The following is a 25459-nucleotide window of genomic DNA, read 5'->3' on the forward strand; positions in this document are numbered from 1 at the left end:
AAAGGCCGCTTTCCGCTGGATTATGATGGAGTTCAAATAAATGAATAAAAAGCAACGCGTTGCTCTGATCGGCTGTGGCTTTATCGGTGAGGTACATGCCGCCACTCTGCAGGCGCATCCTGCAACAGAACTGGTCTCAGTCGCTGATACGGATAGCGCACGCGCCGCCGCGTTTGCTGCGCGTTTTGCCGCCTGCGCCGCGTCAGCCAGCCAGCTGTTCAATGATGACAGCATCGATATGGTGTTAATCGCCAGCGCCACGCCTACCCACGCCGATCTGCTGGAGACGGCGGCGCGTGCCGGCAAAGCGATCTACTGTGAGAAACCTATCGATCTCTCTCTGGAACGCGCATGCCGGGTGGTGGACCGGGTTTTACCCTTCAATGTGCCGGTGACGGTTGGCTTTAATCGCCGCTTTGACGTCAGCCATCAGCAGCTCAGGCAGCAGCTCCGGGAGGGCCGGATCGGTGCAGCTGAGCTTATTCAGATGGTCTGCCGTTCTTCTGAGATGCCGCCGCTCGCCTATTTACAGGCTTCAGGAGGACAGATGCGCGATCAGGCAATCCACTTTTTTGACCTGCTACGCTGGCTCACCGATGACGAGGTGACGGAAGTGGCGGCTATGGGTGCGGCGCTGGCACTGCCCGCCATCCGCGATTTTGCCGACGTGGACACCAGCACGCTGCTGCTGCGGCTGCAACGCGGCGGCCTGGCGCAGCTGGATAACGCTCGCCGTACCGGCTATGGCTATGATGAACGCATCAGCGTGATGGGCGCGGGCGGGATGCTGGTGTCTGAGAGTCAGCAGCAGCGCGGCGTGACCTGTTATCAGAACGCGCAGATCGCGCAGCCCGGGCTGTTGCCCGACTGGTTCAGCCGGGTGCAGGCCACCTACTACGCGCAGCTGGATGCCTTTGTCCGTTCACTCAACGGTGAGACGGTTAGCGATCTGCCGGGACTGGAAGATGGTCTGAAAGCCCAGGCGATCGCGGAAGCGGCGGTGATCTCGCTGGCAGAGCACCGCTTCTGTGCGGTTGAAAAAGTGTCGCTATGATCCGGACCGGCCGGACGCTCAGCCTGCCGGTCACTCACGCGCTGTGCGTTTTTCGTCTGCCGCACGCGCGTGAACAGACCTGCTCACTCTCTGGCATATCCCGTGCCGCCCGCCTGAATCGCTGCCGCCAAATCAGGGACATCAGTTTGTGCTGATCGGTCGCAATCCGCCAGCGCAACTGACCACAATAGCCGAAGCTGGCCGGACGGCGCTTACAGCGGGAGTTTCGTCTTAGCAGTAATGGTGAGGGCAATAGCAACGCGGTCATCGACTATCCCGACCAGCCGATCAACCCGGAAGGCGGTGCGGGATATGGCGGTGGTCGCATGCAGCGTCAGCGACTGCGATGAAGACGTGAGCGGCTCTCCTCCCTCCAGTGTCGCCAGCATCACCACCGGACGGCTGACATCTTTCACCGTCAGGACGCCAAAGATGCGGTATTCTCCCGCCCCCAGCGTGGCAACCCGGCTGCTGACAAAGCGGATGCCGGGATAGTGCTGCGCATCAAAAAACTGGTCACTTTTTAGCTGCCAGGTTAATAACGCATTAGAGGCGACCAGCGTGTTGACGGGAATATTCACCTCAACATGATCATCCCTGTCCTGATCGGGGTTCAGCGTCACGGTACCGGTTACACCCTCAAGATGCGCCTGTGAAAAGCTGTGGCCAAAGGCGCGCCAGGAGAGCCCGATGGCGGTTTTTTCGGTGGCGATGGCGTAGGTGATCGGCGCGGCATGAATCGACGCGCTAAAGAAACAGCTCAGGCTTAACAGACAGGCGGTACGGATCATCAGATGGCCCTCTTTTACGTGCAGATAAGGTGTTAACGTCTGTCGGACTGAATCTATTCATTTAAAAACCTGACCAGGTTTACTCTTCGCTGGATAAACCCGATCCGCGGTAAACAGGGGCGGTGAAAATAGCCTTGATGCCGGGAACCGTCCCTGAGCGAAAACCGCATTTTCTTCCCAATTGAAACTGCTGGCCTGCCGGGTCCTGACCTGAAAGCAACAAAAGGGATCTCAATGCGCGGTCAGGACGTGAATAAACAGACCTGACTAATATTAAGAAAACCTTAAGCTGATAATATTTATATTCAAATTATTATTTCGTGCCCGTCACATAGCTATTCCATGCCGATCTCAAGCCTGATTTATTTTTATCATCATGAAAAATAATGTTTTTATCTTAGCCTGGACTATTGCTTCAGATTGATGACAAAGCCATGAGAACCTCCTGATCTTCATCGATTATAAACGTATTATCAATAAAGTGAAGAGAGTGGTAATTGACATGATTATTAATATTAAATAAGTGAACTTTTTTGAAAATGATTAAATGAAGTTTTATTTATTTTATTTAATTTAACCGGCTTCATTTAATGTTCAGTTAACTTTTGTGCGTTAGCGTGTATCACCCGTCTGATGTTTTAAATTTCTTAAGAAGAACAATACGCTCTCTTTGGAAAGGGTGCCGGCGGGAGATTCGCTATTTCCTCGCGATTACTGGGGTTGCGCACGATTAACCTTGTGTGCCTGTTTATTGTTTAGAGCTGCAGGAGTTTCACTATGGCCTTTTTGCCTTTTTCCCGCCCGGCGTTTGGTGATGAGGAACTGGCCGCCGTAAAAGCGGTTTTCGACTCTGGCTGGATTACCACCGGCGCGAAATGCGCCGAACTGGAGCAGGCATTTATCCAGCTGACCGGCAATCAGCAGGCGATCGCAGTCAGCTCGGCGACGGCGGGAATGCACGTCACGCTGATGGCGCTGGGCATCCAGCCCGGCGACGAGGTGATTACGCCCTCCATGACCTGGGTTTCTACCCTGAATTTGATCACGCTGCTCGGCGCGACCCCGGTGATGATTGATGTGGACCCGGATCATCTGATGGTGATGCCGGAGCAGATTGCCCGCGCCATCACGCCACGTACCCGCGCCATTATCCCGGTGCACTATGCCGGTGTACCGGTTGATCTGGCACCGATTTACCAGCTGGCTCGCCAGCACGGTATCGCGGTGATTGAAGATGCGGCACATGCGGTCGGCACAACCTATCAGGGACAGCACGTTGGGCGCGAAGGCACCGCGATTTTTTCTTTCCACGCCATCAAAAATATCACCTGTGCGGAAGGAGGACTGGTGGTGACGGACGATGCGGCACTGGCCGATCGCATTCGCAGCCTGAAGTTTCACGGGCTGGCGGTGGATGCCTTTGATCGCCAGACCCACGGCCGCCAGCCACAGGCTGAAGTGATGATGCCGGGCTTTAAATACAACCTGCCTGACATCAGCGCCGCGATTGCGCTGGTGCAGTTAAAAAAACTGCCGGGTTTTATTGCGCGACGCAGTGAGATAGCCCGGCGTTATCTCGATGCGCTCCAGTCACTGCCGTTCACGCCGCTGTCGCTGCCCGCCTGGCCCCATCAGCACGCGTGGCATCTGTTTATTCTGCGCATTGATGAGCAGCGCTGCGGTCTGTCGCGTGATGCCTTTATGCAGGCCCTGAAAGCGCGGGAGATTGGCAGCGGGCTGCATTTCCGCGCTGCTCACACCCACAAATATTATCGTGAGCGCTTCCCGCAGCTGCAACTGCCCGCCAGCGAACGTAACAGCCAGCAAATGTGTTCCATTCCGCTGTTCCCGTCGATGACGGATCAGGATGTGGATCGCGTCATTCAGGCGTTACATGAGATTGCGGAGGCCTGAGATGCGCGACGTTAAACCCATCAAACTGCTCTCCGTGGTGATTCCGGTCTACAACGAGCAGGAGAGTCTGCCAGAACTGATTCGCCGCACCCGTGCAGCCTGTGATCCGCTGGGAGTGGCGTATGAACTCCTGTTAGTCGATGACGGCAGCAGCGATCGCTCAGCGGAGATAATCGAACAGGCCGCCGCCGTTGCGGGCAGCCCGGTGATTGGAGTGCTGCTTAACCGTAACTATGGTCAGCATTCCGCCATCATGGCCGGCTTCAGCCACGTTCGTGGCGATTTAATTGTGACGCTCGATGCCGATCTGCAAAACCCGCCGGAGGAGATCCCCCGACTGGTTGAGGCCGCGCGTCAGGGCTATGACGTGGTCGGCACGGTACGGCAACAGCGGCAGGATAGCTGGTTCCGTCGTCAGGCGTCCCGCACGCTGAACCGGCTGATTCAGCGGGTCACCGGTAAAGCGATGGGCGATTACGGCTGCATGTTGCGCGCCTACCGTCGGCATATTGTCGATGCGATGCTCAACTGCCACGAGCGCAGCACCTTCATTCCCATTCTGGCGAATACCTTTGCCCGCCACACCATCGAGCTGCCGGTGATCCATGCCGAACGGGCCTTCGGTGACTCGAAATACAGCTTTATGCGGCTGATTAACCTGATGTATGACCTGGTGACCTGCCTGACCACCACACCGCTGCGCTGGCTCAGCGTCGTCGGTAGCGTCATTGCGCTCACCGGCTTCGGCTTCTCCCTGGTGTTAATCGTGCTGCGTCTCTTCTTCGGTGCCGCCTGGGCAGGTGACGGCGTGTTCGTGTTATTCGCCGTGCTGTTCATGTTTATCGGTGCGCAGTTCGTGGGTATGGGCCTGCTCGGTGAGTATATCGGGCGGATTTATAACGATGTTCGTGCGCGTCCGCGCTATTTCGTTCAACGCGTTGTTAAGGCTCCTGAAGAGCCTTCAGTACAGCCATCAGTACAGGAAAGTTCATTATGAAGACCCTCGTTTTCGCCTATCACGACATGGGCTGTGTTGGCATCACTGCGTTGCTGAACGCAGGTTATGAAATCACCGCCATTTTTACCCACAACGATGAGGCGACCGAAAATCACTTTTTCGGTTCGGTGGCGCGGCTGGCGGCTGAGCATGGTATCCCGGTCTATGCCCCGGACGAGGCGAATCACCCGATCTGGCTCGACCGGATCCGCACCATGGCGCCCGACATGATTTTTTCGTTCTACTACCGGCATCTGCTGAGCGATGAGATCCTGGCGTGCGCCCGGCATGGCGCCTTTAATCTGCACGGATCGCTGCTGCCCCGATACCGTGGCCGGGCACCGCTCAACTGGGCGTTAATTAATGGTGAGCGCGAAACCGGCGTTACGCTGCACCGGATGGTGAAACGGGCCGATGCTGGCAATATCCTGGCGCAGCAGCGGGTGGCGATTGAGGATCAGGACACGGCGCTGACGCTGCACCGCAAACTGTCGGCGGCGGCGGAGCAACTGCTGAACGATCTGCTGCCCAATCTGCGCCGCGGTCAGATCAGCGAATGGCCGCAGGATGAAAGCCAGGCAAGCCGGGTGGGGCGGCGCACCGCTGAAGATGGTCGTATTGACTGGCATCAGCCGGCGCAGGCGATTCACAATCTGGTCAGAGCGGTCACCGATCCCTGGCCGGGTGCTTTTGCCTTTGCCGGCTCGGTCAAATTTATCGTCTGGAAGAGCCGGGTTCATCCGCAGCAACACGCGGCGAAGCCCGGTACCGTGCTGTCGAAACAGCCTTTCCTGATCGCCTGTGGCGACGGGGCGCTGGAGATTCAGACCGGACAGTCTGAGCACGGTGTTTACATGAACGGCAGCCAGCTGGCACAGAGTTTAGGCATGGTGCCGGGCGCGCTGCTTTACTCGCAACCGCAGTCCGTCCTGCAGCGCCGTACCCGGGTGCTGATCCTCGGCGTAAACGGCTTTATCGGTAACCACCTCACCGAGCGGCTGTTACAGGATGACCATTTCGAGGTTTATGGTCTGGATATCAGTTCCGACGCCATCAGCCGTTTTCTGGATCAGCCGCGCTTCCATTTCGTTGAAGGTGATATCGCTATCCACTCCGAATGGATTGAGTATCACATTAAAAAATGTGATGTCATCCTGCCGCTGGTGGCGATTGCGACACCGATCGAATACACCCGTAATCCGTTGCGGGTATTTGAACTCGATTTCGAGGAGAACCTCAAAATCATTCGCGACTGCGTGAAGTATCAGAAGCGCATCATTTTCCCTTCGACCTCGGAAGTGTACGGCATGTGTACCGATGCCAGCTTCGATGAGGACGGTTCTAATCTGGTGGTCGGACCGATCAATAAGCAGCGCTGGATCTATTCGGTATCCAAACAGCTGCTGGATCGGGTGATCTGGGCCTATGGCGAAAAAGAGGGGCTGCGTTTTACCCTGTTCCGTCCATTCAACTGGATGGGCCCGCGGCTGGACAACCTTAATGCGGCGCGCATCGGCAGTTCGCGCGCCATCACGCAGCTGATTCTTAATCTGGTGGAGGGATCGCCAATCAAGCTGATTGATGGCGGCAGGCAGAAGCGCTGCTTTACTGACATTCAGGATGGGGTAGAGGCGCTGTTCCGGATTATTGAAAACAAGCAGCAGAACTGCGACGGCCAGATCATCAACATTGGCAACCCGGAGAACGAAGCCAGTATCAAAGAGCTGGCAGAGCAGCTGCTGGCCAGCTTTGAACGTCACCCATTGCGTCATCAGTTCCCACCGTTTGCCGGTTTCCGTGAGGTGGAGAGCAGCAGCTATTACGGCAAAGGCTATCAGGATGTGGAACACCGCAAACCGGCGATCCGTAATGCGCGCCGGCTGCTGGGCTGGACGCCGACCGTAACCATGGATACCACCATCGATAATACGCTCGACTTCTTCCTGCGTACCCTTGAGCAGCAGGCTGAGCATCAATGAAAAAGGTGGGGCTGCGGATTGACGTGGATACCTGGCGCGGCACGCAGCAGGGCGTGCCTGCGCTGCTGACGCTATTCAGGCAGCATGCCATACGCGCCAGTTTTTTCTTCAGCGTCGGGCCAGACAACATGGGACGCCATCTGTGGCGTCTGATCAAGCCGGCTTTTCTGTGGAAGATGATGCGCTCGCGCGCCGCCTCGCTCTACGGCTGGGACATCCTGCTGGCCGGCACCGCCTGGCCAGGGAAGCCGATTGGTCGCGGTCTGAGTCGCATTATGCAGGAGACCGCCCGCCAGCATGAGGTGGGGCTGCACGCCTGGGACCATTTTGCCTGGCAAACCTGGGCTGGCGTCTGGCCGGAAGAGAAGCTGATCGAACAGATTGCGCGCGGCAGCGAGACGCTAAGCGACATTCTCGGTCATCCCATCAGCTGCTCGGCTGTCGCAGGCTGGCGTGCCGATGGCCGGGTGATGGCCGCTAAGCAGAACTTTGGTTTTCACTACAACAGTGATTGCCGCGGCAGCGAACCTTTCCTGCCGCTGCTGCCTGACGGGCAGACTGGCACAGTACAGATACCGGTCACGCTGCCGACCTGGGATGAAGTGGTGGGTCGGCAGGTCAGCGCCAATGGGTTCAACGGCTATATCCTTGATCAGATGCTGGCCGCTGACGGAACGCCGGTTTACACCATTCATGCCGAAGTGGAAGGCATTGTCGGCTATCAGGACTTTGCCACGCTGCTGACCTGTGCCCGGCGCAACGGCATTGAATTTTGTCCGTTAAGCGCGCTGCTGCCCGCCGATCTCTCCACCCTGCCGGTAGGCAAAGTGGTCAGGGGCGAGATTGCCGGACGGGAAGGGTGGCTGGGCTGTCAGAAACGGATTGATGAGGTGAAATAGCCCGATGCGTATAACCACCCGATGGCTGATTTTTGTCAGCCTTTTTGCTCTCTATTACCTGATCCCGCCGATGTTCCGCGATCTCTGGCAGCCGGACGAGACCCGCTACGCCGAGATCAGCCGCGAGATGCTGGCAAGCGGTAACTGGGTAGTGCCGCACTTTTTCGGCCTGCGCTATTTTGAAAAACCGGTGGCAGGTTACTGGATCAACACGCTGTGCCAGTGGCTGTTTGGCCATACTCTTTTTGGCGTGCGGGCCGGTTCGGTGATCGCCACTACGCTGACCGCGGTGCTGATTTACTGGCTGGGTAAACGGCTGTTTTGCTCGGCGCGGACGGCGGCAATGGGCGCGATCATCTTCCTCAGTTCGCTGCTGGTTTACGGTGTCGGCACTTATGCGGTGCTCGATCCGATGTTAATGCTCTGGCTGGCGGCAGCGATGTGCAGCTACTGGCTGGCAACGCAATCTGTTGCGCGCTCCGGTCGCCTTGCCGGTTATCTGCTGCTCGGCCTCGCCTGCGGCATGGGATTGATGACCAAAGGGTTTCTGGCGCTGGCGGTACCGGTGCTGGCGATTCTGCCGTGGGCGATCTGGCACCAGCGACTTAAAGAATTACTGATTTATGGGCCGCTGGCGGTGCTGGCAGCGGCGGCGATCAGCGCGCCCTGGGCGCTGGCCGTTGCCCATCAGGCACCCGATTTCTGGCACTACTTCTTCTGGGTGGAGCACATTCAGCGTTTCGCCGAACCCAATGCGCAACACAAAGCGCCGTTCTGGTATTACCTGCCGGTGTTGCTGCTGGGGACGTTGCCCTGGCTGGGACTGCTGCCGGGCGCGCTGATAACGGGCTGGCGCGAACGTCAGCATCAGGCCGGCGCACGTTATCTGCTGAGCTGGACGGTGATGCCGCTGCTGTTCTTTAGCCTGGCAAAAGGCAAGCTGCCGACCTACATCCTGCCCTGTTTTGTCCCGCTGTCGCTGCTGATGGCGCACTACGGTCTGAGCGCCGCGCAGCGGGCCGGACGGGCGCTGAAAATCAATGGCTGGCTGAATGTGCTGTATGGCGCGCTGATGCTGGCTGTTTTGCTGCTGGTGCTGGCCCCGTGGAGCCTGACACACCATCCGCTGTTTGCCCGCAGTGAATACAGCAAGCTGGCGCTGGCGGCGCTGGCGTTCATCAGCTGGTCGCTGATCGGCCTCTACAGCCTCCGCTATGCCAGCCATCGCTGGCAGGCTGCAGCGCTCTGTCCATTGATGGTGGCGCTGGTGGTCGGGCAGGTGATCCCGCAGAAGATACGGGATGCCAAACAGCCACAGCATTTTGTGGCAGCAATCAGCGATCGGCTGGCGACCAGCCGCTATATTCTGGCGGATAATCCCGGCGTCGCCTCGGCGGTCGCCTGGCACCTGCGCCGCAGTGATATCGGATTTTATGATGAGAAAGGCGAGCTGGAATATGGCCTGAGCTATCCTGACGCACAATCCCGCTTCGTCACTCAGGCGGCATTCCGTGGCTGGCTCGCGGCGCATCGCCGCACGGGAAGCGTCTCGCTGTTGCTGCTGGTCGACTCGGTACACAGCGATATCGGCGCGCAGGTGCCGATGCCGGACGCGGTTTATCGCCAGGGCAGGCTGGTCAGCCTCTATTATGGCCAGACGCGGTGATGATCGTGCTGATCGTGCTGGTCAGCCTGCTCAGCTGCAGCGCCCAGCTGTGCCAGAAACAGGCAACCCGCGTAAGCGGTTCCCGACGGGTGGCCTCTGGCTGGATCGCGGGCAGCGTGCTGTTGCTGGGTATCGCGATGGTGCTCTGGCTGGTGGTGCTGCAGCGGGTGCCGGTCAGCCAGGCCTATCCGATGCTGAGCCTCAATTTTATCTTTGTGGCGCTGGCGGCGCGGATACTCTGGCGTGAGCGCTTAACGCTGCGCCAGATCTGCGGCACGCTGCTGGTCGTGGCTGGGGTGATGCTGATGGGCAGTCAGCGATGAAAGGCTACGGCTGGGTGGCGGGCAGCGTGTTACTGGTGTCGATGGCACAGTTGATGATGCGCTGGGCGATGTCGCAACTACCTGAGCTGAGTGCGCTGGCCGAAGTGGCGTCCTCTTATGCTCTGCTTCCCGCGCTGCTGCTGCTGACCGGACTCGGCGCCTACGGATTGTCGATGTTGTGCTGGATTCAGGCGCTTCATCATTTTCCGCTTAACCGGGTTTATCCACTGCTGAGTCTGAGTTATGTACTGGTGTGGCTGGCTGCCGTTGGCCTGCCCTTTTTCCATGAGTCTTTCAGCTGGCGCGGGCTGGCGGGCATAGCCGTTATCATCATCGGGGTGCTCTGTATCGCACGTAAGCCCTGACATCGCCAGCAGTCCGGTTGCGGCGTGCAGCTATCAGCCTCATACCCAGTCTGCCTGTAACTGGCGGTGACGTCATTAATGCGTCTCCAGCCCAGCCTTGTTCTGCGGCGCTTGCCGTAATCGAAGAATAACGTCCTGCTGAAGATGGCCGGTTTACCGTTCAGCCTGCTCCGGTCCGCTTCGCCAGTCCCACGTCAGTGCCTGGCGATGAGCGGTGTGCCAGTGTCGCACTGCAGGCCCGGACGGGTATCCGACAGAAAATCCTGCCTGAATCAGTCATAATAATTAGCGTGCTTAATGATTAATATCAAAAATGCGCAATCTGTTGTGCGTCCAGCACCGGTGCTTTTGCGACTCCGCTCGCGTTTTTGTTGCGGTTGGCTGATCAGATCAACCGGTGACTCGCCCTGTCCGATGTCGTGCCGCGCCACCATTCGGTAGAGGACTGACTTTTTCCCCGGTGATAATATCCACCTTTATGACCTGCGTTTGGGGCAGTGCCGTTCAGCAGCAGAAACCGTTCCGCACCGTTCCCTCCTTTTTGCCCGCGCCGTTACTGTTAAATGAATTTAAAGGTTAGGCCGCGCTGGCCGATAACTGCAACAGGGCTTCTTTTAACCCATTGCTGCACCTTTTTTCTTTTTTCTCAATACATCCTCTTATGAAAGGTAAACCTTATGGGCCTCGCATATAAAATCTCTGATATAAAAATGGGCAAAAAGCTGGGGGCCGGTTTTGCTGTTGTGATTGCCGCATCACTGGTGATTGCACTGCTTGCCTTTGGTTGTTTTAACAACATCAAAGATAACTCAGCGCGCCGTTCTGTCACCGTGGAGATGGTGAATACCCTGAGTAATGCCCGACTCAATCGCACGCTCTATCAGTACACCAAAGAACAAAAATATGCAGAGCTGAATGTCCAGGCGATTAACGAACTGTTCGCTCACTACAAAAAGCTATCGGCTTTTAAATGGGATGCTGACGGTGAGGCGAAAATCAGCGCGATGGGCGAGAAATTAAATAATTATCAGTCATCGCGTCAGGCCTTTATTCAGGTTTCCGGTGTGCGGGCAAAAGCCCGTGACGCGATGCTGTCAGCTAACCTGTTTACCCAGGCGCATAATCTGGAACAGAGCCCTCTGGCCACGCTGCCGGAAGCCGCACTGCCCGTTTTGCAGCTGGCGTCCGCAGTGAAAGAAGCGGCTTTTAATGTTGATCGCTTTGTTGCTCAGCCGGATGAAACGCAAAAGCAGGATTTGCTCACGCGGTTCAGCGCCATTGATCAACAGGCCGCGCAGTTGCTCTCCATTTTAAGCACTGAGCAACAGACCGCTATCGCCGCCGTCATCAGCGACAGTCAGCACTACGTTCAGGCGCTGTCAGCTTACGCTGCCGATTTTGAGAAAGAACAAGCCGCGTCGCTGGCCCTGACCCAGGCGGCTGAACAGCTGAACGCTTCGGTCGGGGATATTTTTGCCTACCAGTCTCTGCTCTCAGCCGGTTTTATCAAAGTTGCTGAGATGCGGATCGCCTTTGCGGCTCTGCTGTCTGTTCTTCTGAGCCTGTTTATCGCCTGGAAGATCACGCGCGCGATCACTCAACCTCTTAAAACCATGCTGGCCGCTGCGTTACGCATTGCGCAGGGCGATCTGACCGTTTCGCTGGCGACCCGTCGGGGTGATGAAATAGGGCAGCTGATGCAGGCCATAGATAGCATGAATCAGAGCCTGAAAAACATCATTGTCAGCGTCAGAAGCGGCGTCAGCAGTGTGGCCCGCGCCTCTTCGGAAATCTCGGCCGGCAATACCGATCTCTCTTCACGCACCGAACAGCAGTCCGCGGCGGTAGTCGAAACCGCGGCGAGTATGGAACAGCTGACCTCCACGGTGAAACAGAATGCTGAAAACGCGCATCATGCCAGCCAGCTGGCCACCGAAGCCTCGGTGAATGCGGGCCGCGGAGGAGAGATTATTCGTGATGTTATCGCTACGATGGATGGGATCAGCAGCAGTTCAGGCAAAATAGGCGAGATTATTACGGTCATTAACAGCATCTCGTTTCAGACCAATATCCTGGCGCTGAACGCCGCGGTGGAAGCCGCCCGTGCAGGCGAACAGGGACGTGGCTTCGCGGTAGTGGCTGGCGAAGTGCGTAATCTTGCTCAGCGCAGCGCGGTGGCGGCCAAAGAGATTGAGACGCTGATCGGTGATTCTGTGAACCGCGTGACCAGTGGTTCCGTGCTGGTTAACCGTGCCGGTAACACGATGGATGAAATCGTACGTTCGGTGAGTCAGGTAAAAGAGATCATGGGCGAAATAGCAGCCGCTTCCGATGAGCAGAACCGGGGCATTTCCCAGATTTCCCAGGCGATGTCTGAAATGGATACCACGACTCAGCAGAACGCCGCGCTGGTTGAAGAGTCCTCCGCAGCGGCCAGCTCGCTGGAAGACCAGGCGATCCAGCTTGAGCAGACCGTGGCCGTATTCCGCGTCGCTGCGGATGGGCAGCACGCTACTGAACGGCCACAGCCGGTGAAAGCCAGTCCGCCGGCTTTCACTGCCCGATTACAGCCTGCCAGTGAAGCGGGCTGGGAAACGTTTTAAGCTGAATAGTCAGCCCTTTTCCGCAGGTCATCTGCGGGGAAGGGTTTCATCATCCTGGTCATCATGTTTTATTCATACTTCCCACTTTTCCGCAGCGTTTTTAGTCAGAAACAGGGCTTTGTGAAAACTGCCCGGTTCTGATGGCTCCTTCCTTATTAGCATTTTCACCGCCAGACCTCTTTTTATTACCCTTTACAGGCAGCCGTTAACCTCTCTGACTGGCGAAGTTATCGTTTCCGTGTTAAATCTCTCTTTTATTATTATTTTCAGTCGTAAGATAAAGGATTTAACCATGCTGGTCGGTTTTAAGGCGCTATCAGAACGTTATGCTATCGAGCTGGCGCAACCGCTGCGTGTTGAATCGGCCATCGGCACGGTGCGATCCCGCCATGAGAGTCAGGGCCAGATAGAGAACCGCTATCCGCCCAGCTATCGCCCGGAAGACGATTTTGCCGGTCACTTCGCTTTTGGCCTCAAATATGAAGAGCTCCATCTGGAGTTTCTGGCCCGTCTGTTTGCCACCACCGGCCCTGAGCCGCTGGAAAACTGGTGCCGCCGTGAACCTTACGGCCAATATGCCCGCCGTGCCGGTTTTTTCTATGAGTGGCTGACCGGCGAGACGCTGGCGGTGCCGGATGTGACCAACGGCGGCTATGTGGATGCGATTTCGGCTAAAGCCTACCTGACGCGCACCGGCATAAAGCGATCGAAACGCTGGCGTATCAATGACAATCTGCCGGGCAGCGTCGATTTCTGCCCCATCGTGCGACGGACCGCCGTGACAGAACAGGCGCTGGCATTTGATCTCCGGCAGGCACTTGCCGAACTGGATAACGCATTTGGCGCCGATACCCTGATGCGTACCGCCAGCTGGCTAACGTTTAAGGAATCACGCGCCAGTTTTCTGATTGAGAAAGAGGCCAGCCAGGCCGATCGCATTCAGCGCTTTGCGCATGTGATTGCGCAATATTGCGGCCAGCTTGACGATCCGCTCAGTGAGGCCAGCCTGCACACCTTACAGAAAGGCATTCTGGGCCACGACGCGCTGGGGCTGGGACTGCGCCGCTCGCCGGTGTTTGTCGGACAGGCAACGATGCGGGAAGATATCGTTCATTACATTGCGCCGCACTACACCGACGTTCCGCGTTTTATGCAGGGTCTGAACGCTTTTGAACAGGCCACGCGCGGCGCTGAACCGCTGGCGCGTGCCGGCGTTATCGCCTTTGGTTTTGTCTATATCCACCCGATGCGCGACGGCAATGGCCGCATCCACCGGTTTTTAATCAACGATACGCTGATTCGCGATCGGGCCGTACCGGACGGCGTCATTCTGCCGGTTTCCGCCACCATCACCAGTTCACTGGATTTCCGTGCAGGCTACGATCGCACGCTGGACGTTTTTTCAAAACGCCTGATGCGGCGTTACGCCGGCAGCTATCGTTTCGGTGAGCTGATCACCTATCCGGACGGTACGCTGAGCAACTTCAGCTTCAGTGACTACGACGACGCGCGATTCGCCTGGCGCTATCCCGACTTAACAGAGCAGGTGCTCTACACTGCCCGGGTGATCGCGCATACGGTACAAACGGAAATGGCTGACGAAGCGCGAGTGCTGGTGATTTTTCAGCGGGCGCAGCAGCGTCTGAAAGAGGTGATTGAGATGCCGGATCAGGATGCCAGCCGCATCATCCGGTCGCTGAAGGAGAATGGCTGGCAGGTGTCCGGCAAGCTGAAAAAAGCGTTCCCGCAGTTTGAAGAGGAGGAAAAAGCCCGGCAGATTATTGAGGCAGTCCGATCGGCATTTGAGGAGCAGGGGCGTGATTAAGCGTCAGATTCTGACGCTGAATGCTCTGAAAAATATTCTTTTTCAGCCAGTCGGCCGAAGATTTTTTGCCGCTACGCTGGTGGGAGTAAATTTTCACCGTAAAAGCGGGGGCGAAAAAGGGCAGCGGGAATATTTTCACCTTCGCTAATCGGGCAATTTTTCCGGCGACATAAGACGGTATAGCCATCAGCAATTCACTTTCCGCCACAATATGCGGAGAGCTCAGCATTGAGGGCGTTTTGAGGGTGATCCGGCGCGTCAGCCCCAGTCGCGCAAGGTGCGTATCCAGCAGGCCTTTCTTTTCATTCCACGGCGTGACCACCAGATGACCCGCCGCCAGATACTCTTCCAGCGTCAGGCTGACACGCCGGATGTTACTGATCACCACAAATTCATCGCTGAACAAATCGACCTCATCCAGATCCTGATGTCTGACATCATCCGGCTCGCTAAAACTCAACGCCAGGTCCACTTCACCGGCCAGTAATTCATTCAGTGCAGGATTGTGCGGCAGATGGCAGAGTTCGAAATTTATGCCGGGTGCGCTTTTTTCAACCTCTTTAATCAGTTCCGGAAAGATACAGAAGGCGGTGTAATCCGTAACGGCAATCCGGAAAGATTGCGTGCTGGTCAGCGGTTCAAACGGCTTTACCGGGCTGAGATGCTGATTGAGGACGGCGAGGGATGCGGCAATATGAGGCGCCAGCTGATGCGCGAAGACGCTGGGGCACATCCGGTGTCCTTCGCGATAGAACAGCGGATCTTTCAGAAATTCACGCAGGCGCGTTAACGCATGACTTAACGCTGAGGTGCTCATGGCCAGCTCACCAGCCGCCAGCCTGACCGAACGGTGCCGGTAAACGGCATCAAAAACAGGCAGAAGATTCAGATCGAGACGTCGCAGTACATGATGCATCAGATTCACCTGTAATTGATTTTATTGCACTTAATTCATTAAAGAATAGCGATTATCCTTACGGGCATCAAAGGGTACTGAGTAGAGAATATTTATGCGCGTTATTATTCGACAGGCCAGCCCGGAAGATACGGATGCCATCTGTAACATGGTCAATGGCCTCTCCGTATACAGCGAAGCGCCGTTACAGGCGGTGCCGGACGCTGATCAGATCAGACGCACCCTGTTTGCCCCCGACAGCACCGCAGAAGCCTACATCTGTGAAATCGAGGGCGTGGTTGCGGGTTACTGCGTTATTTCAATGAGCTTTTCGACCTGGATCGGCCGCTGTAGCCTGAATATGGAGGATCTCTATTTCACGCCCGACTATCGCGGACGCGGAGCGGGCAAAGCCATACTTCACTATATTGCTCAGCTTGCTGTCAGCCGGAAATGCAGCCGGATTGAGTGGAATGTGCTCGACTGGGATAAATCCGCCAAAGATTTCTATCACAGCATTGATGCGCTTCCGCTGAGCGAGTGGGTACGTTACCGGCTTGATGGCCCGGCGCTGGAGAAGTTTGCGTCGCGTGAGCTCAACTGAACCCATTTGTGAAAAGTGCTGACGCCAATCATGACAGGATGCCGCTGACCGATCGCCATCTGCGAGACGTTTCATAAGAATATGCCGGTAAAAGCACTGCGGTGCCTTTACCCGGTTTAAAGCGCTGCCGCGCGTCAATTCAGGAAGGCTGTCATGAAAGAGAAAGTTGCGCTGCTGGCGTCAGGTTCAGCACGGGCCATTGGTGAAGCTATCGCGGCGGGCGAGATCAGCGCGCTGGAGGCCACAGAGTGGTATCTGGATCGTATCGAACGATACGATCAGGGCGACGCGGGCATTAACAGCGTCAGAAGCCTTTCCCGCCTTGCGCGGGAAGAGGCGCGGCGTGCCGATGCGGAACGTGCTGCCGGACATATAAGGGGACCGCTGCATGGCGTACCCTATCTGATCAAAGATAACGCCTTCACCCTGGACGGCAGCGTAGCTTCAGCGGGTGCCAGTGCGCTGGCTGAGTTTGTTCCACCTTATGAGGCGACGTTAGTCACACGTCTGCGCGAAGCGGGCGCGGTGCTGCTGGGGAAAACCAATATGACGGAGTTTGCAGACTTCGTTGCAGAGACAATGCCTGCCGAATTTAGCGGGGCGGGCGGCGTTGTCCGCCATCCGCTGGGCTTGCGGTATGGCCGGGGAGGCGGCTCCAGCGTGGGATCAGCCGCTGCTGTCGCCGCCGGATTTTGCGGTTTTGCCATCGGTTCGGAAACACAAAACTCTCTTCAGACACCGGCAGTCCACAGTGCCATCGTCGGTTTTAAACCTACGGTGGGTCGCGTCAGTCGTCACGGTTTTATCCCGCTGGTTCCCAGTCAGGATTCGCCGGGCCCCCTGGCGCGCACTGTCGATGATGCGCTGTTGATCTATCAGGCTATCGCCGGCGCGGACAGCAATGACAGCGCGACGCTTGCCACTTTTCCTTCTGAATCCCGCCGCAATATCCGGCTGGCGGGGCTGCGGATCGGTATTCCGCGCCGCTTCATTGCCGACAGTGTACTGACGCCCGCGCACACCGCGGCATTTGACAATCTGCTGCAATCACTGGCTCAGGCGGGCGCCGGGATTATCGACCCTTGCGATCTGCCTTCTGCAGAGCAGCTTAGCCACGTTCGCTCATGCGTATTTCGCACGGAGTTTCGCGCCAGCCTCAACCGCCTGCTGACGGCGCTAAAACCCTGTGGTATCGGCTCTTTACGCGACATCATTGCGTGGAACAGCGCCCATCCGGCGCACATTCCCTATGGTCAGTCTCTGCTGGAGGCCACTGAGGCGGCACCGGATATCCATTCAGCAGAATATGCAGGCGATCGCCAGCAGGACATAGCGCTAAGTCTTGAGAACGGGATTCTGGCTGCGCTGGCGTCCGCACAGGCCGATGTTTTGCTGTCGCCCCTGTCAGCCGCGGCAAAATGTACCGGAAAAGCGGGCGCGCCGGTGGTGGCGATACCCGCAGGCGCAGATGCGGAAGGTTTACCCTTTGGCATTACGCTCTACGGGGCGCCGGGACAGGATGCGGATATTCTCCAGGCCGCTATCGCGGTGGAAAGCGTCATCGGCAAACGGCTGATGCCCGCTTTTAATGAATGAATGACCCCAGCCGCGCTGAACGCGAAAAGGGCTGCCCGCTGGCCGCCCTTTTCACGAAAGAACCAGGCGTTATCGGGTCAGACGCGCCGTCATATGGACCTGATTCCCGCTGTAGGCTTCAGTGATGCGGTAACCGGCTCCCGCCTGTTTAGCGCTGGCTGCAATTTTCGCTTCGGCGGCGTCCAGCGTGGCAGCGGTAGCCGTTACCGTCTGGGCAAAACTGACGGTTGAAACCAGAGAAAGAACGATAACTGCAGCGATTTTTTTGATGTTTTTCATGGTGAGTTTTCCAGCGTTAAGTTGAATTGTTAAGGCAGTCTGCCTCGATGTGATGCAGATTACGCCGGACGTGAGCCGATGAAAATGCCAGAAATATGCTGAAGTAAATCAAAAAAACTGATGTTGTCCTGTTTCACCGTGATACACCAGGCGGGCCTTCAGCCAGCGGTTATCGCAGCAGACAAGTGGGCGATCGGCAAAGCCGCCGGAAGGCGGACGATAAGGGCGTCAGCCGGGGAACAAGGCTGGCGGACAGAAAGCCCGTTTACAGAGGAAGAACCAGTGGCAGCCGGTGAAATCTGCGTGGTCGTGGTTATACCTAAGGATAATAGTCTGAAGGAAAAAAGGTTCCTACAATGGGCACGACCCGTTACGCAGCGGGAGATTCGGCAGCCTCACAACGTTGACGGAGTCCCTGACGGCAACGGCTGGTCGGACACTCAAAAACCGGCGACACCACCCCGCTATCAGGTGAATCATCCTGTTATGGAAATGCCTGAAACAGGCCTGAGCTTTATGTAAGGAAAACAGCATGCAGCTGTCGCAGTGCATTGTCGTCATTGATGATGAACGTTCTGTACGTAGTGGTTTGACCAATCTGCTCCGGTCTGAGGGCTATCTGACCGAGGCCTTCGAGTCTGCCGAATCTCTGCTGAGTGATGACGCCGCGATGGCGAATGCCGCGCTTTTTATCATTGATGTGCAGCTGAAGGGAATGAATGGGTTCGAGTTGTTTATCAACCTGACTCAACGCATTGAAAATCCACCGGGGATTATCATTTCAGGCAACGGTGATGAGAATATGCTGCGCTATGCCATTAATCTGGGGGCGATTGCCTTTTTGCCAAAACCTATCGAAATTGATACGTTGTTTGAACATATCCGACAGGAATTCTCCTCAAGGGCTGCCCGCCAATGAGTACAAATCCACAGGCACTGAACGCAGCAGAAAACGATGAATTAACCTTATCAGGCGAGAGTGTCTTCAGCCCGCTGGCGCAGGAGGGCAATATTGAGTGGGTCCGGTGCCGCCACGCCGCCACCGGTGAAACTTTTGTACTGGCGACCGCCGCCAGTGAAGAGTCCCTCTTTCAGGTCACGCAACGGCTAAAAAATGAATATGAACTGCGTGACAGACTGGCGGAAAGCTGGGCGCTAAAACCGCTGGGACACACCCTTTATCAGGGTCGCTATGCGTTGATTTATCGCGGATTCGGTTATCGCACGCTGGCCGATGTTCTCTGTCAGCCGGCGGGCACCCTGGCTGAATGTCTTCATTGCGCCGCGCGGCTTTGCAGCAGCCTGAGCCAGGCACATCAGCAGGGGCTGGTACATGGCGATATCAAGCCGGCCAACTTCTTCTTTAGCGATGAGGGTACTGTCTTGCTGGGAGGCTTCGGGCTCTCGTCGGTGCAGAGCGATCTGCCTGAACCGGCTCAGCTGCCGGTAGCCGCAGGAACCCTGGCTTATATGTCGCCGGAGCATACATCCCGCTCTGTCCACCCGGTCAGTAGTATCAGTGATCTCTACAGTCTGGGTATTGTGCTTTATGAGTTGCTGACCGGCAGGTTGCCCTATGGCAGCCCTGAAGGCGGCCATGCTGAATGGGTGCATCATCACATTGCCTCGGAAGCCTTGCCGCCTCATACCATTCGTTCAGACGTTCCGGCGATGCTCTCCGCGCTGATTCTGAAACTGCTGGCCAAATCGCCAGAGTATCGTTATCAGACCGCTGATGGGGTACTGGCCGATCTGCGCCGCTGTGCTGCAACCCTGATGCCGGACGGATCAATCGAGTCTTTTACGCTGGGACTGCAGGATTCTTCCTCCGCGAACTTCTCCTCCGAAGCCCTCGCTACCGATCATCCGCAGGCAATCGATATCCTGTCAGCGTTTGAGGCGGTGAGTCAGAGCGGGAAACATTGTCTGGTCACCCTCAGCGGCGCCGCCGGTTCGGGGAAGTCCTCGCTGATCGCTTCATCGCTTAAACTGCTGCGTAACAAGAAAACGATGCTCAGCGTGGTGAAAGTCGATCAGCATTCGCCGATCTTACCCTATGCCGTTTTTACCGAGGCATTCAGAACGCTGACGCTGCATGTTCTGGGCCTGCCCGCCGAGGAGATGTCCCGCTGGAAAGCGCATATTTCGCGATCGCTGGGAGCCTATACCGGCCTGGCGGTAAACCTGGTGCCTGAACTGGGTATCCTGCTTAATCAGAAAGCCGCTGTTTTGCCGCACTCGAATACCCTTGATGCCAAAGACCGGTTTAATCTGGTGGCCTGCAGTCTGGTTAAAGCCTTTGCGGCACAGGGGCAGCCGCTGGTAATGCTGATCGATGACGGCCACTGGGCCGATCCGGCTTCACTGCTGCTGCTGCAGCATCTGCTGGGTCTGAATGAAGATATCCCGCTGCTGCTGGTTATTGCGCACCGGGATATCACCTCGTTACCCTGTCCGCTCATTGCGGGCAATCTGAATCAGCTGCGCGCTGCGACCACACGCATCATGGAGATGACGCCAGAACCGCTCTCGGAGAAGAGTATTGCCAGCTGGCTGGCGGGGCGATTTCATACCCGCAGTTCGGCGACGGCGGAGCTTGCGCGCGTCATTCATGAAAAAACCGGCGGTAATCCGCTCGCGACCCATGACTTCTTCCGCCAGGCGGTCCGGCAGGGATTCATTACGCATCATGCGCCGTTCAGATGGACCTACGATTCAGAGGCGATAAAACACTGTCACTATACGGCGAACGTGGCGGCCAGCGTGTTGCAGCATCTCGCCTCGCTGCCGCTTGCCACCCGCAGGATGCTGGGTCAGCTCGCCTCGCTGGGCAGCACCGGTGAGCTTGAGGTCATGAGCCGGATTATCGGGGTCTCTGCTGCAGAGATAGAGCAGACATTGTTGCCCGCCGTGACGGCCAGACTGATCACCCGTAATGAGATAGGCTATGCCTTTATGCACGACAGCATGCATGAGGCGGCGCTTAATCTGCTGCGCTATGAAGATAAGGATGCCTTCCATTACGCTGCAGCACGCTATTACCGCCAGCAATCGGAGCACGATATTACCCATGCGGTGCTTTTCCGGGCCGCTCATCACATCCTGGCGGTTAAAAATCTTACGCTGCTCAGGCAAGAAACCCGGCCGTTCTGTCAGCTATTACTCAGCGCCAGCAGACGCGCAAAAAATAGCGGCGATTACCTTTCCGCGCTGCGTTATCTGCAGACCGCCCGATCGCTTCACCACGGCGCAGGGTATGCGGAAAGCAGTGAATTTCTGCTTGAAGAAGCCGAGTGCGAATTTCTGAACGGTGATCTGCCTGCCGCGCTGGCATTGAGTACCCGCGTACAATCTTCACCGGGTGAAGCGGCGGATAAAGCCGGGGCCGCCTGTCTGATTGCTGAAATCCATATGCGTCAGTCAGACAGTAAGCTGGCGCTGGAGACGGCGCTGGCCTGGCTGGCCGTGTTTGGCATCCATCTCAACCGCCATCCGGATCAGGCGGAGTGTGATGAGGCGCGGACGAAGCTGAAGGAGGATGTGGGTAAAAATCCGTACACCCGCTTTCGCTCGCTGTCGCGGGTAAACTGTAAAAATACGGAAGCGGTAATGAATCTGCTGGCCAGCGCCAGTACCTTTGCCGCCTTCATCAACCCGCGGCTGCACTTTATGATCCTGTGCCAGCTGCTTCACCTGACGATGGCGCGCGGACTCAGTGGTGCCTCCACGCTTGCGCTCTCCTGGTATGGCGTGGTGTGCGGCGATCAATATGATGAGTACAGCCGCGGCTTTGCCAGCACGCTGCTGGCGCGGGAACTGGTCTATAAGCATGACTTTGTCAGCTTTAAAGCCCGGACGCTGCTGCCGCTTGATCAGGTCAGCATCTGGACGATGCCGCTGACCTATGCAATTGAACGGGCAAAGGCAACGTTCGACGTCGGGGTTGAAACGGGCGATCGGACGTCGGCTTGTCTGGCGCTGCGACACATCATCATGAATACCCTTGCCCGTGGCGATCATCTTGATGGGGTCCACACCTCGATTGCGCGTGGCATGCAGTTTGTCAGAAAGGCGCAGTACCGTGATGTGGAAGTGATTCTCGGCATGCAGCTGGACTATGTGCTTTTCCTGCGCAAGCCACGCAGCCCTCTCTTCACCGGTGATGACTTTCTGACGCCGGTGCTGGAAGTGGTCAGGCCCGAACAGGCTGTTGAACCCATCTACCTGATGCAGTTCTGGTCGCGGCTCTATAAAGCGATGGCCCACTTCTTCGCTAATGAATATGCGGCGGCAGACGCCTGGTTTAAACAGGCCGAACCGTTCACCGAACGTATTCCGGGGCATGTGCATATGCTCGATTATCATCTGTATAGTGCGCTTTCGCTGACCGTACCGCTTAAAACCGGGGCGATGACGGATACGTTACGCCTGCAGCTGGAGCAGCACCTCAACAGGCTTGTGACCTGGTCAAATGAAAACAGCAAAACGTTCGCAGATAAAGAAGCCCTGCTGCGGGCGGAGTGGCTTCGTCTGGAAGGAAAAACGGCGCAGGCGTTTGAGCAGTTTGAAAAAGCGATTAATTTGTCGCGCGAAGGGCAGTTTCATCACATTAATGGGCTGACCTGTGAACTGGCTGCGCGCATGGCATACGCCAGTAACATGACGTTTGCCGGCGATGCTTATATCAAAGGGGCTATCGCCGCCTGGGACCGCTGGGGTGCCGGGGCCAAGGTTCGCCAGCTGGAGATGCAGCATCCGGCGCTTGCCAGCCATCCGACGCAGACCGCACTGAGTACCGTCTCGTTTGAGCAGAGTCCGGTCATCAGCGATCTGCAGAGCATGGTGACGGTGATGCGCGCGCTCACCGAAGAGATTAATCTGGACCGGCTGATTCACATCCTGATGATGATGCTGGTGGAACGTGCCGGTGCCCAGCACTGTATGCTGATTCGCCTGATCGATGGCAACGTACCGGAAATTCAGGCAAGAGCCTCGACCACCGTGGACGGCGTAAAAGTGAGGATTGTCCGGGAATTACCGGTCGCCACCGATCTACCTCTGTCGGTGCTGTCGGCGGTGATCCGCACCGGACAGGAGATCCGGACCGGTAAGCCCGAGGTGTTCAGCCCCTTCAGTCAGGATAACTATCTGGTTGCCTCGGGCGCAGCGGTGATGTGTGTCCCGATGTTCAGACAGGCGCAGATGGTAGGCGTGCTTTATCTGGAAAACCGCCTGATGCCGGATGTGTTTACCGCCGATCACTCCCGGATCGTATCAATGCTGGGTGCGCAGGCGGCGGTATCCCTTGAGACGGCTCGCCTGTACGCCGAGCTGGTGGATGAGAATATTCAGCGCCGCAAAATTGAAAAACAGCTGCGTGCCAGCCAGACCTCGCTGATGCTGGGTGAGAAGATCAGTCATACCGGCACCTGGCACTGGCATCTTGAGCCCGATATTCAGTACATCTCCGATGAATATAAACGCATCATGGGGCTGCCAGAGTCACAGGCGACTACCTCGATGGTTGAATTTCAGAGTCGCGTTCATCCGGATGATATTCTCTGCCTCAGGGCGCTGATTGAAACCAGCGTGCGGGAAGGAACGGTTATGCAGGCTGAGTTTCGCATCATTCGGGATGACGGAGAATGCCGGTACATCAAAGGCATTGGCGAGCCCAATGAAAACTGGCCAGAAGTGGCCGAATATTTTGGCACGCTGACGGATATCACGGCACAGCGTCAGTCGGAGGATGCGGTGCGTATTGCTCAGGCAGAATTAGCCCGCGTCGCGCGGGCAACCACCGTTGGCCAGCTCACTTCGTCCATCGCCCATGAAATTAATCAGCCGCTGATGTCCATCGTGGCGAATGCCGGCGCCAGCCAGCGCTGGCTCAGACGTGACCCGGCAAATCTGGAAAATGCCAGCAGCAGTCTGGATGAAATCATCCGGGAAGGCCGGCGGGCGGGCGATATTATTCGCGGACTGCAGGCGCTGACGCGTAATCAGGTTGCTGAGTTTGCGCCGGCAAAAATGCACCTGATTACCCGGGATATTATTGTGCTGTCGCGTCTGGAGCTGGAACGTCGTTTTGTCTCGCTGGAGCTGGATCTGGCGGCAGAAAACGATAACGTTTTCTGTGAGAGCGTTCAGATACAGCAGGTATTGCTTAACCTGGTGATTAACGCCATCGAAGCGATGGCAGATAACAGCGGCGTACGCCATCTGCGCATCGCCTCTTACCATCCTTCCAGTCAGGTGATTCGCATTGAAGTTGCTGATAACGGCGCGGGCCTGTCCGATGCGGTGATCGGAAAAATATTCGATTCGTTTTACACCACCAAATCGGAAGGGATGGGCATGGGGCTGACCATCAGTAATGAGATTATTAAGCGTCACGGCGGTGAGTTACGTGCAGAGAATCGTCAGGAAGGCGGGAGCCGGTTCTGGTTTACGCTGCCATTAGAAGGAAAAGAGACGACTGGCTGAGTGCCGTTCCGCTGTTTTGAGAGCAGCACAAGGCAGGGCGAGCGGAGAGGCTGACTGGCCGCGTCCGTCTGCCTGCGTCAGTCGGTATATAGTCGCCATTATCTCGCAGGCCTGTCGCATCTCTTCATAATCAACAAAAACAGGCCAACAACGATCAGCACCACGCAGGTTTTCAGCATATTCACGGTAATTATCTCATTTAATCGCCAGCGGTCGGTCGGCAGAATGATTTATCCGCACAGCGGATCTGTGTGTTGTGCAGGCGAGAAAGCGTAAAGCCCTCGCTTATTCTGTTAATCCGTCATCCAGCAAAGGCCACCTGACGGCAGCCCTTTCTGGCAAATCCCTTTGCGACCATGATCATTTAATCAGTCGTGCGGTCATATGGACCTGATTGCCGCTGTACGCCTCGGTAATACTGTAATCCGCGCCGGCCATTTTAGCCCTGGCCGCAATCTGTGCTTCTGCGCCATCCAGTGTGGAGGCGGTCGCGGTGACGGTCTGCGCGAAACTTGCTGAAGAGATGAAGGCCAGCACAGCGACTACAACGAATTTTTTGAAGTTTTTCATGGTCAGTTCCTGAAGTTGAGATTTAGATTTTGAGGCGTTTTGCCTCGATGGAATGCATAGTAGAGTGAAGGTCTGGCAATGAAAATCCGTGTTTATTGCTTTGCTTTATCAAAAAATATGAATGATGTCTGTGTGCCATAAAGAGCCTTACGATCGGCAGGCTTTTTTGATGCGCGTGATTATGGTGTAAAGAGCGGAGGATGGGGTTAATCAGGCGCTTTATCAGGCTACGAGAGTGGCTGTGGGTTTCGCCGCAGCCGGTGCCGCTCAAAAAAGTAAATCAAATCAGCATGATACAAAGTGCGCAAAACATAGATTATGTTAAATAATCGCTATTCCCGCACACTACCTGTCACACAACTGCCCTTTTTATCTGAACGAAAGCCGCTTAAGGAAGACCTCGTCGTTAGTTCAGCATTCCTTTAATAACTGCCGCCCTGAATGCCATTTAAAAAATTGATTCGCCTGATACTCATTTATAGAAACAGCAGTTTTAATTGTTGTTGCCAATTCAGGATTAATGGTTCCTTGAGTATTATATTAGTTAATATAGTTAACACAAAAATATCTTGTCTTCCAATATGGGAATCCGGGTTAGCAATAAACTTCATTT

18 protein-coding genes are annotated in these 25459 nt (G+C 56.2%); 14 read left to right on the forward strand and 4 right to left on the reverse strand.

The window, feature by feature from the left end:
- Nucleotides 1-40: 40 nt before the first annotated feature.
- Entirely contained in the window at nt 41-1054 is a 1014-nt protein-coding gene (locus ACX3P5_RS20330) for a Gfo/Idh/MocA family oxidoreductase (RefSeq protein WP_458969204.1), read from the forward strand.
- Between the two features lie 212 nt (nt 1055-1266).
- On the opposite strand, the gene ACX3P5_RS20335 is transcribed toward ACX3P5_RS20330, so the two are convergent.
- Nucleotides 1267-1845: a YceI family protein gene (locus ACX3P5_RS20335; protein WP_458969205.1), complete on the reverse strand. Its 579-nt coding sequence runs from the start codon at nt 1843-1845 to the stop codon at nt 1267-1269.
- 777 nt (nt 1846-2622) lie between these two features.
- Between ACX3P5_RS20335 and arnB the strand changes: the two genes are divergently transcribed.
- The 9 genes from arnB to ACX3P5_RS20380 all read left to right on the forward strand — a co-directional run bounded on the left by arnB (nt 2623) and on the right by ACX3P5_RS20380 (nt 14416).
- On the forward strand, nt 2623-3759 hold the full coding sequence (gene arnB, locus ACX3P5_RS20340; protein WP_458969206.1) for a UDP-4-amino-4-deoxy-L-arabinose aminotransferase: 1137 nt from the start codon (nt 2623-2625) through the stop codon (nt 3757-3759).
- Nucleotide 3760: 1 nt separating this feature from the next.
- The gene (gene arnC, locus ACX3P5_RS20345) at nt 3761-4756 is read left to right on the forward strand and encodes an undecaprenyl-phosphate 4-deoxy-4-formamido-L-arabinose transferase (RefSeq protein WP_458969207.1); all 996 of its coding nucleotides are present in this window, start codon (nt 3761-3763) and stop codon (nt 4754-4756) included.
- Entirely contained in the window at nt 4753-6735 is a 1983-nt protein-coding gene (gene arnA, locus ACX3P5_RS20350) for a bifunctional UDP-4-amino-4-deoxy-L-arabinose formyltransferase/UDP-glucuronic acid oxidase ArnA (protein ID WP_233988920.1), read from the forward strand. The genes arnC and arnA overlap by 4 nt, the downstream gene beginning before the upstream one ends.
- Nucleotides 6732-7634, forward strand: a complete 903-nt coding sequence (gene arnD, locus ACX3P5_RS20355) for a 4-deoxy-4-formamido-L-arabinose-phosphoundecaprenol deformylase (RefSeq protein ID WP_458969208.1) — start codon at nt 6732-6734, stop codon at nt 7632-7634. The genes arnA and arnD overlap by 4 nt, the downstream gene beginning before the upstream one ends.
- 4 nt (nt 7635-7638) lie before the next feature.
- A complete protein-coding gene (arnT, locus tag ACX3P5_RS20360) occupies nt 7639-9300 on the forward strand; it encodes a lipid IV(A) 4-amino-4-deoxy-L-arabinosyltransferase (protein WP_458969209.1) in 1662 nt (553 codons plus the stop codon).
- The gene (gene arnE / locus ACX3P5_RS20365) at nt 9300-9623 is read left to right on the forward strand and encodes a 4-amino-4-deoxy-L-arabinose-phosphoundecaprenol flippase subunit ArnE (RefSeq protein ID WP_233988917.1); all 324 of its coding nucleotides are present in this window, start codon (nt 9300-9302) and stop codon (nt 9621-9623) included. Before arnT ends, arnE begins: the two co-directional genes overlap by 1 nt.
- A complete protein-coding gene (gene arnF / locus ACX3P5_RS20370; RefSeq protein WP_458969210.1) occupies nt 9620-9988 on the forward strand; it encodes a 4-amino-4-deoxy-L-arabinose-phosphoundecaprenol flippase subunit ArnF in 369 nt (122 codons plus the stop codon). The genes arnE and arnF overlap by 4 nt, the downstream gene beginning before the upstream one ends.
- Nucleotides 9989-10665: 677 nt before the next feature.
- Nucleotides 10666-12591, forward strand: coding sequence for a methyl-accepting chemotaxis protein (locus tag ACX3P5_RS20375; RefSeq protein WP_293001476.1), 1926 nt, complete (start codon nt 10666-10668; stop codon nt 12589-12591).
- Nucleotides 12592-12883: 292 nt separating this feature from the next.
- Entirely contained in the window at nt 12884-14416 is a 1533-nt protein-coding gene (locus tag ACX3P5_RS20380) for a Fic family protein (RefSeq protein ID WP_458969211.1), read from the forward strand.
- Here the strand turns inward: ACX3P5_RS20380 and ACX3P5_RS20385 are convergent.
- Complete coding sequence (locus ACX3P5_RS20385) at nt 14370-15332, reverse strand: LysR family transcriptional regulator (RefSeq protein ID WP_233988914.1); 963 nt, start codon at nt 15330-15332, stop codon at nt 14370-14372. The genes ACX3P5_RS20380 and ACX3P5_RS20385 overlap by 47 nt on opposite strands.
- Nucleotides 15333-15426: 94 nt before the next feature.
- On the opposite strand from ACX3P5_RS20385, the gene ACX3P5_RS20390 reads away from it, so the two are divergent.
- Together ACX3P5_RS20390 and ACX3P5_RS20395 are read left to right on the forward strand one after the other, a co-directional pair.
- Nucleotides 15427-15915, forward strand: coding sequence for a GNAT family N-acetyltransferase (locus ACX3P5_RS20390; RefSeq protein ID WP_233988913.1), 489 nt, complete (start codon nt 15427-15429; stop codon nt 15913-15915).
- A 153-nt stretch (nt 15916-16068) separates the two neighbouring features.
- A complete protein-coding gene (locus ACX3P5_RS20395) occupies nt 16069-17511 on the forward strand; it encodes an amidase family protein (protein WP_458969212.1) in 1443 nt (480 codons plus the stop codon).
- 69 nt (nt 17512-17580) lie between these two features.
- Here the strand turns inward: ACX3P5_RS20395 and ACX3P5_RS20400 are convergent, their stop codons facing one another.
- Complete coding sequence (locus ACX3P5_RS20400; protein WP_233988911.1) at nt 17581-17790, reverse strand: YdgH/BhsA/McbA-like domain containing protein; 210 nt, start codon at nt 17788-17790, stop codon at nt 17581-17583.
- A gap of 532 nt (nt 17791-18322) precedes the next feature.
- On the opposite strand from ACX3P5_RS20400, the gene ACX3P5_RS20405 reads away from it, so the two are divergent.
- Nucleotides 18323-18709, forward strand: a complete 387-nt coding sequence (locus ACX3P5_RS20405; RefSeq protein WP_458969213.1) for a response regulator — start codon at nt 18323-18325, stop codon at nt 18707-18709.
- Nucleotides 18706-24276 (forward strand): ATP-binding sensor histidine kinase, encoded by a 5571-nt coding sequence (locus tag ACX3P5_RS20410; RefSeq protein WP_458969214.1) that lies wholly within the window; start codon nt 18706-18708, stop codon nt 24274-24276. Before ACX3P5_RS20405 ends, ACX3P5_RS20410 begins: the two co-directional genes overlap by 4 nt.
- 360 nt (nt 24277-24636) lie before the next feature.
- Here ACX3P5_RS20410 and ACX3P5_RS20415 read toward each other — a convergent pair whose 3' ends face one another.
- The gene (locus tag ACX3P5_RS20415) at nt 24637-24846 is read right to left on the reverse strand and encodes a YdgH/BhsA/McbA family protein (RefSeq protein ID WP_031377939.1); all 210 of its coding nucleotides are present in this window, start codon (nt 24844-24846) and stop codon (nt 24637-24639) included.
- Nucleotides 24847-25459 lie beyond the last annotated feature (613 nt).

The organism is Pantoea sp. S-LA4, from assembly GCF_054482835.1.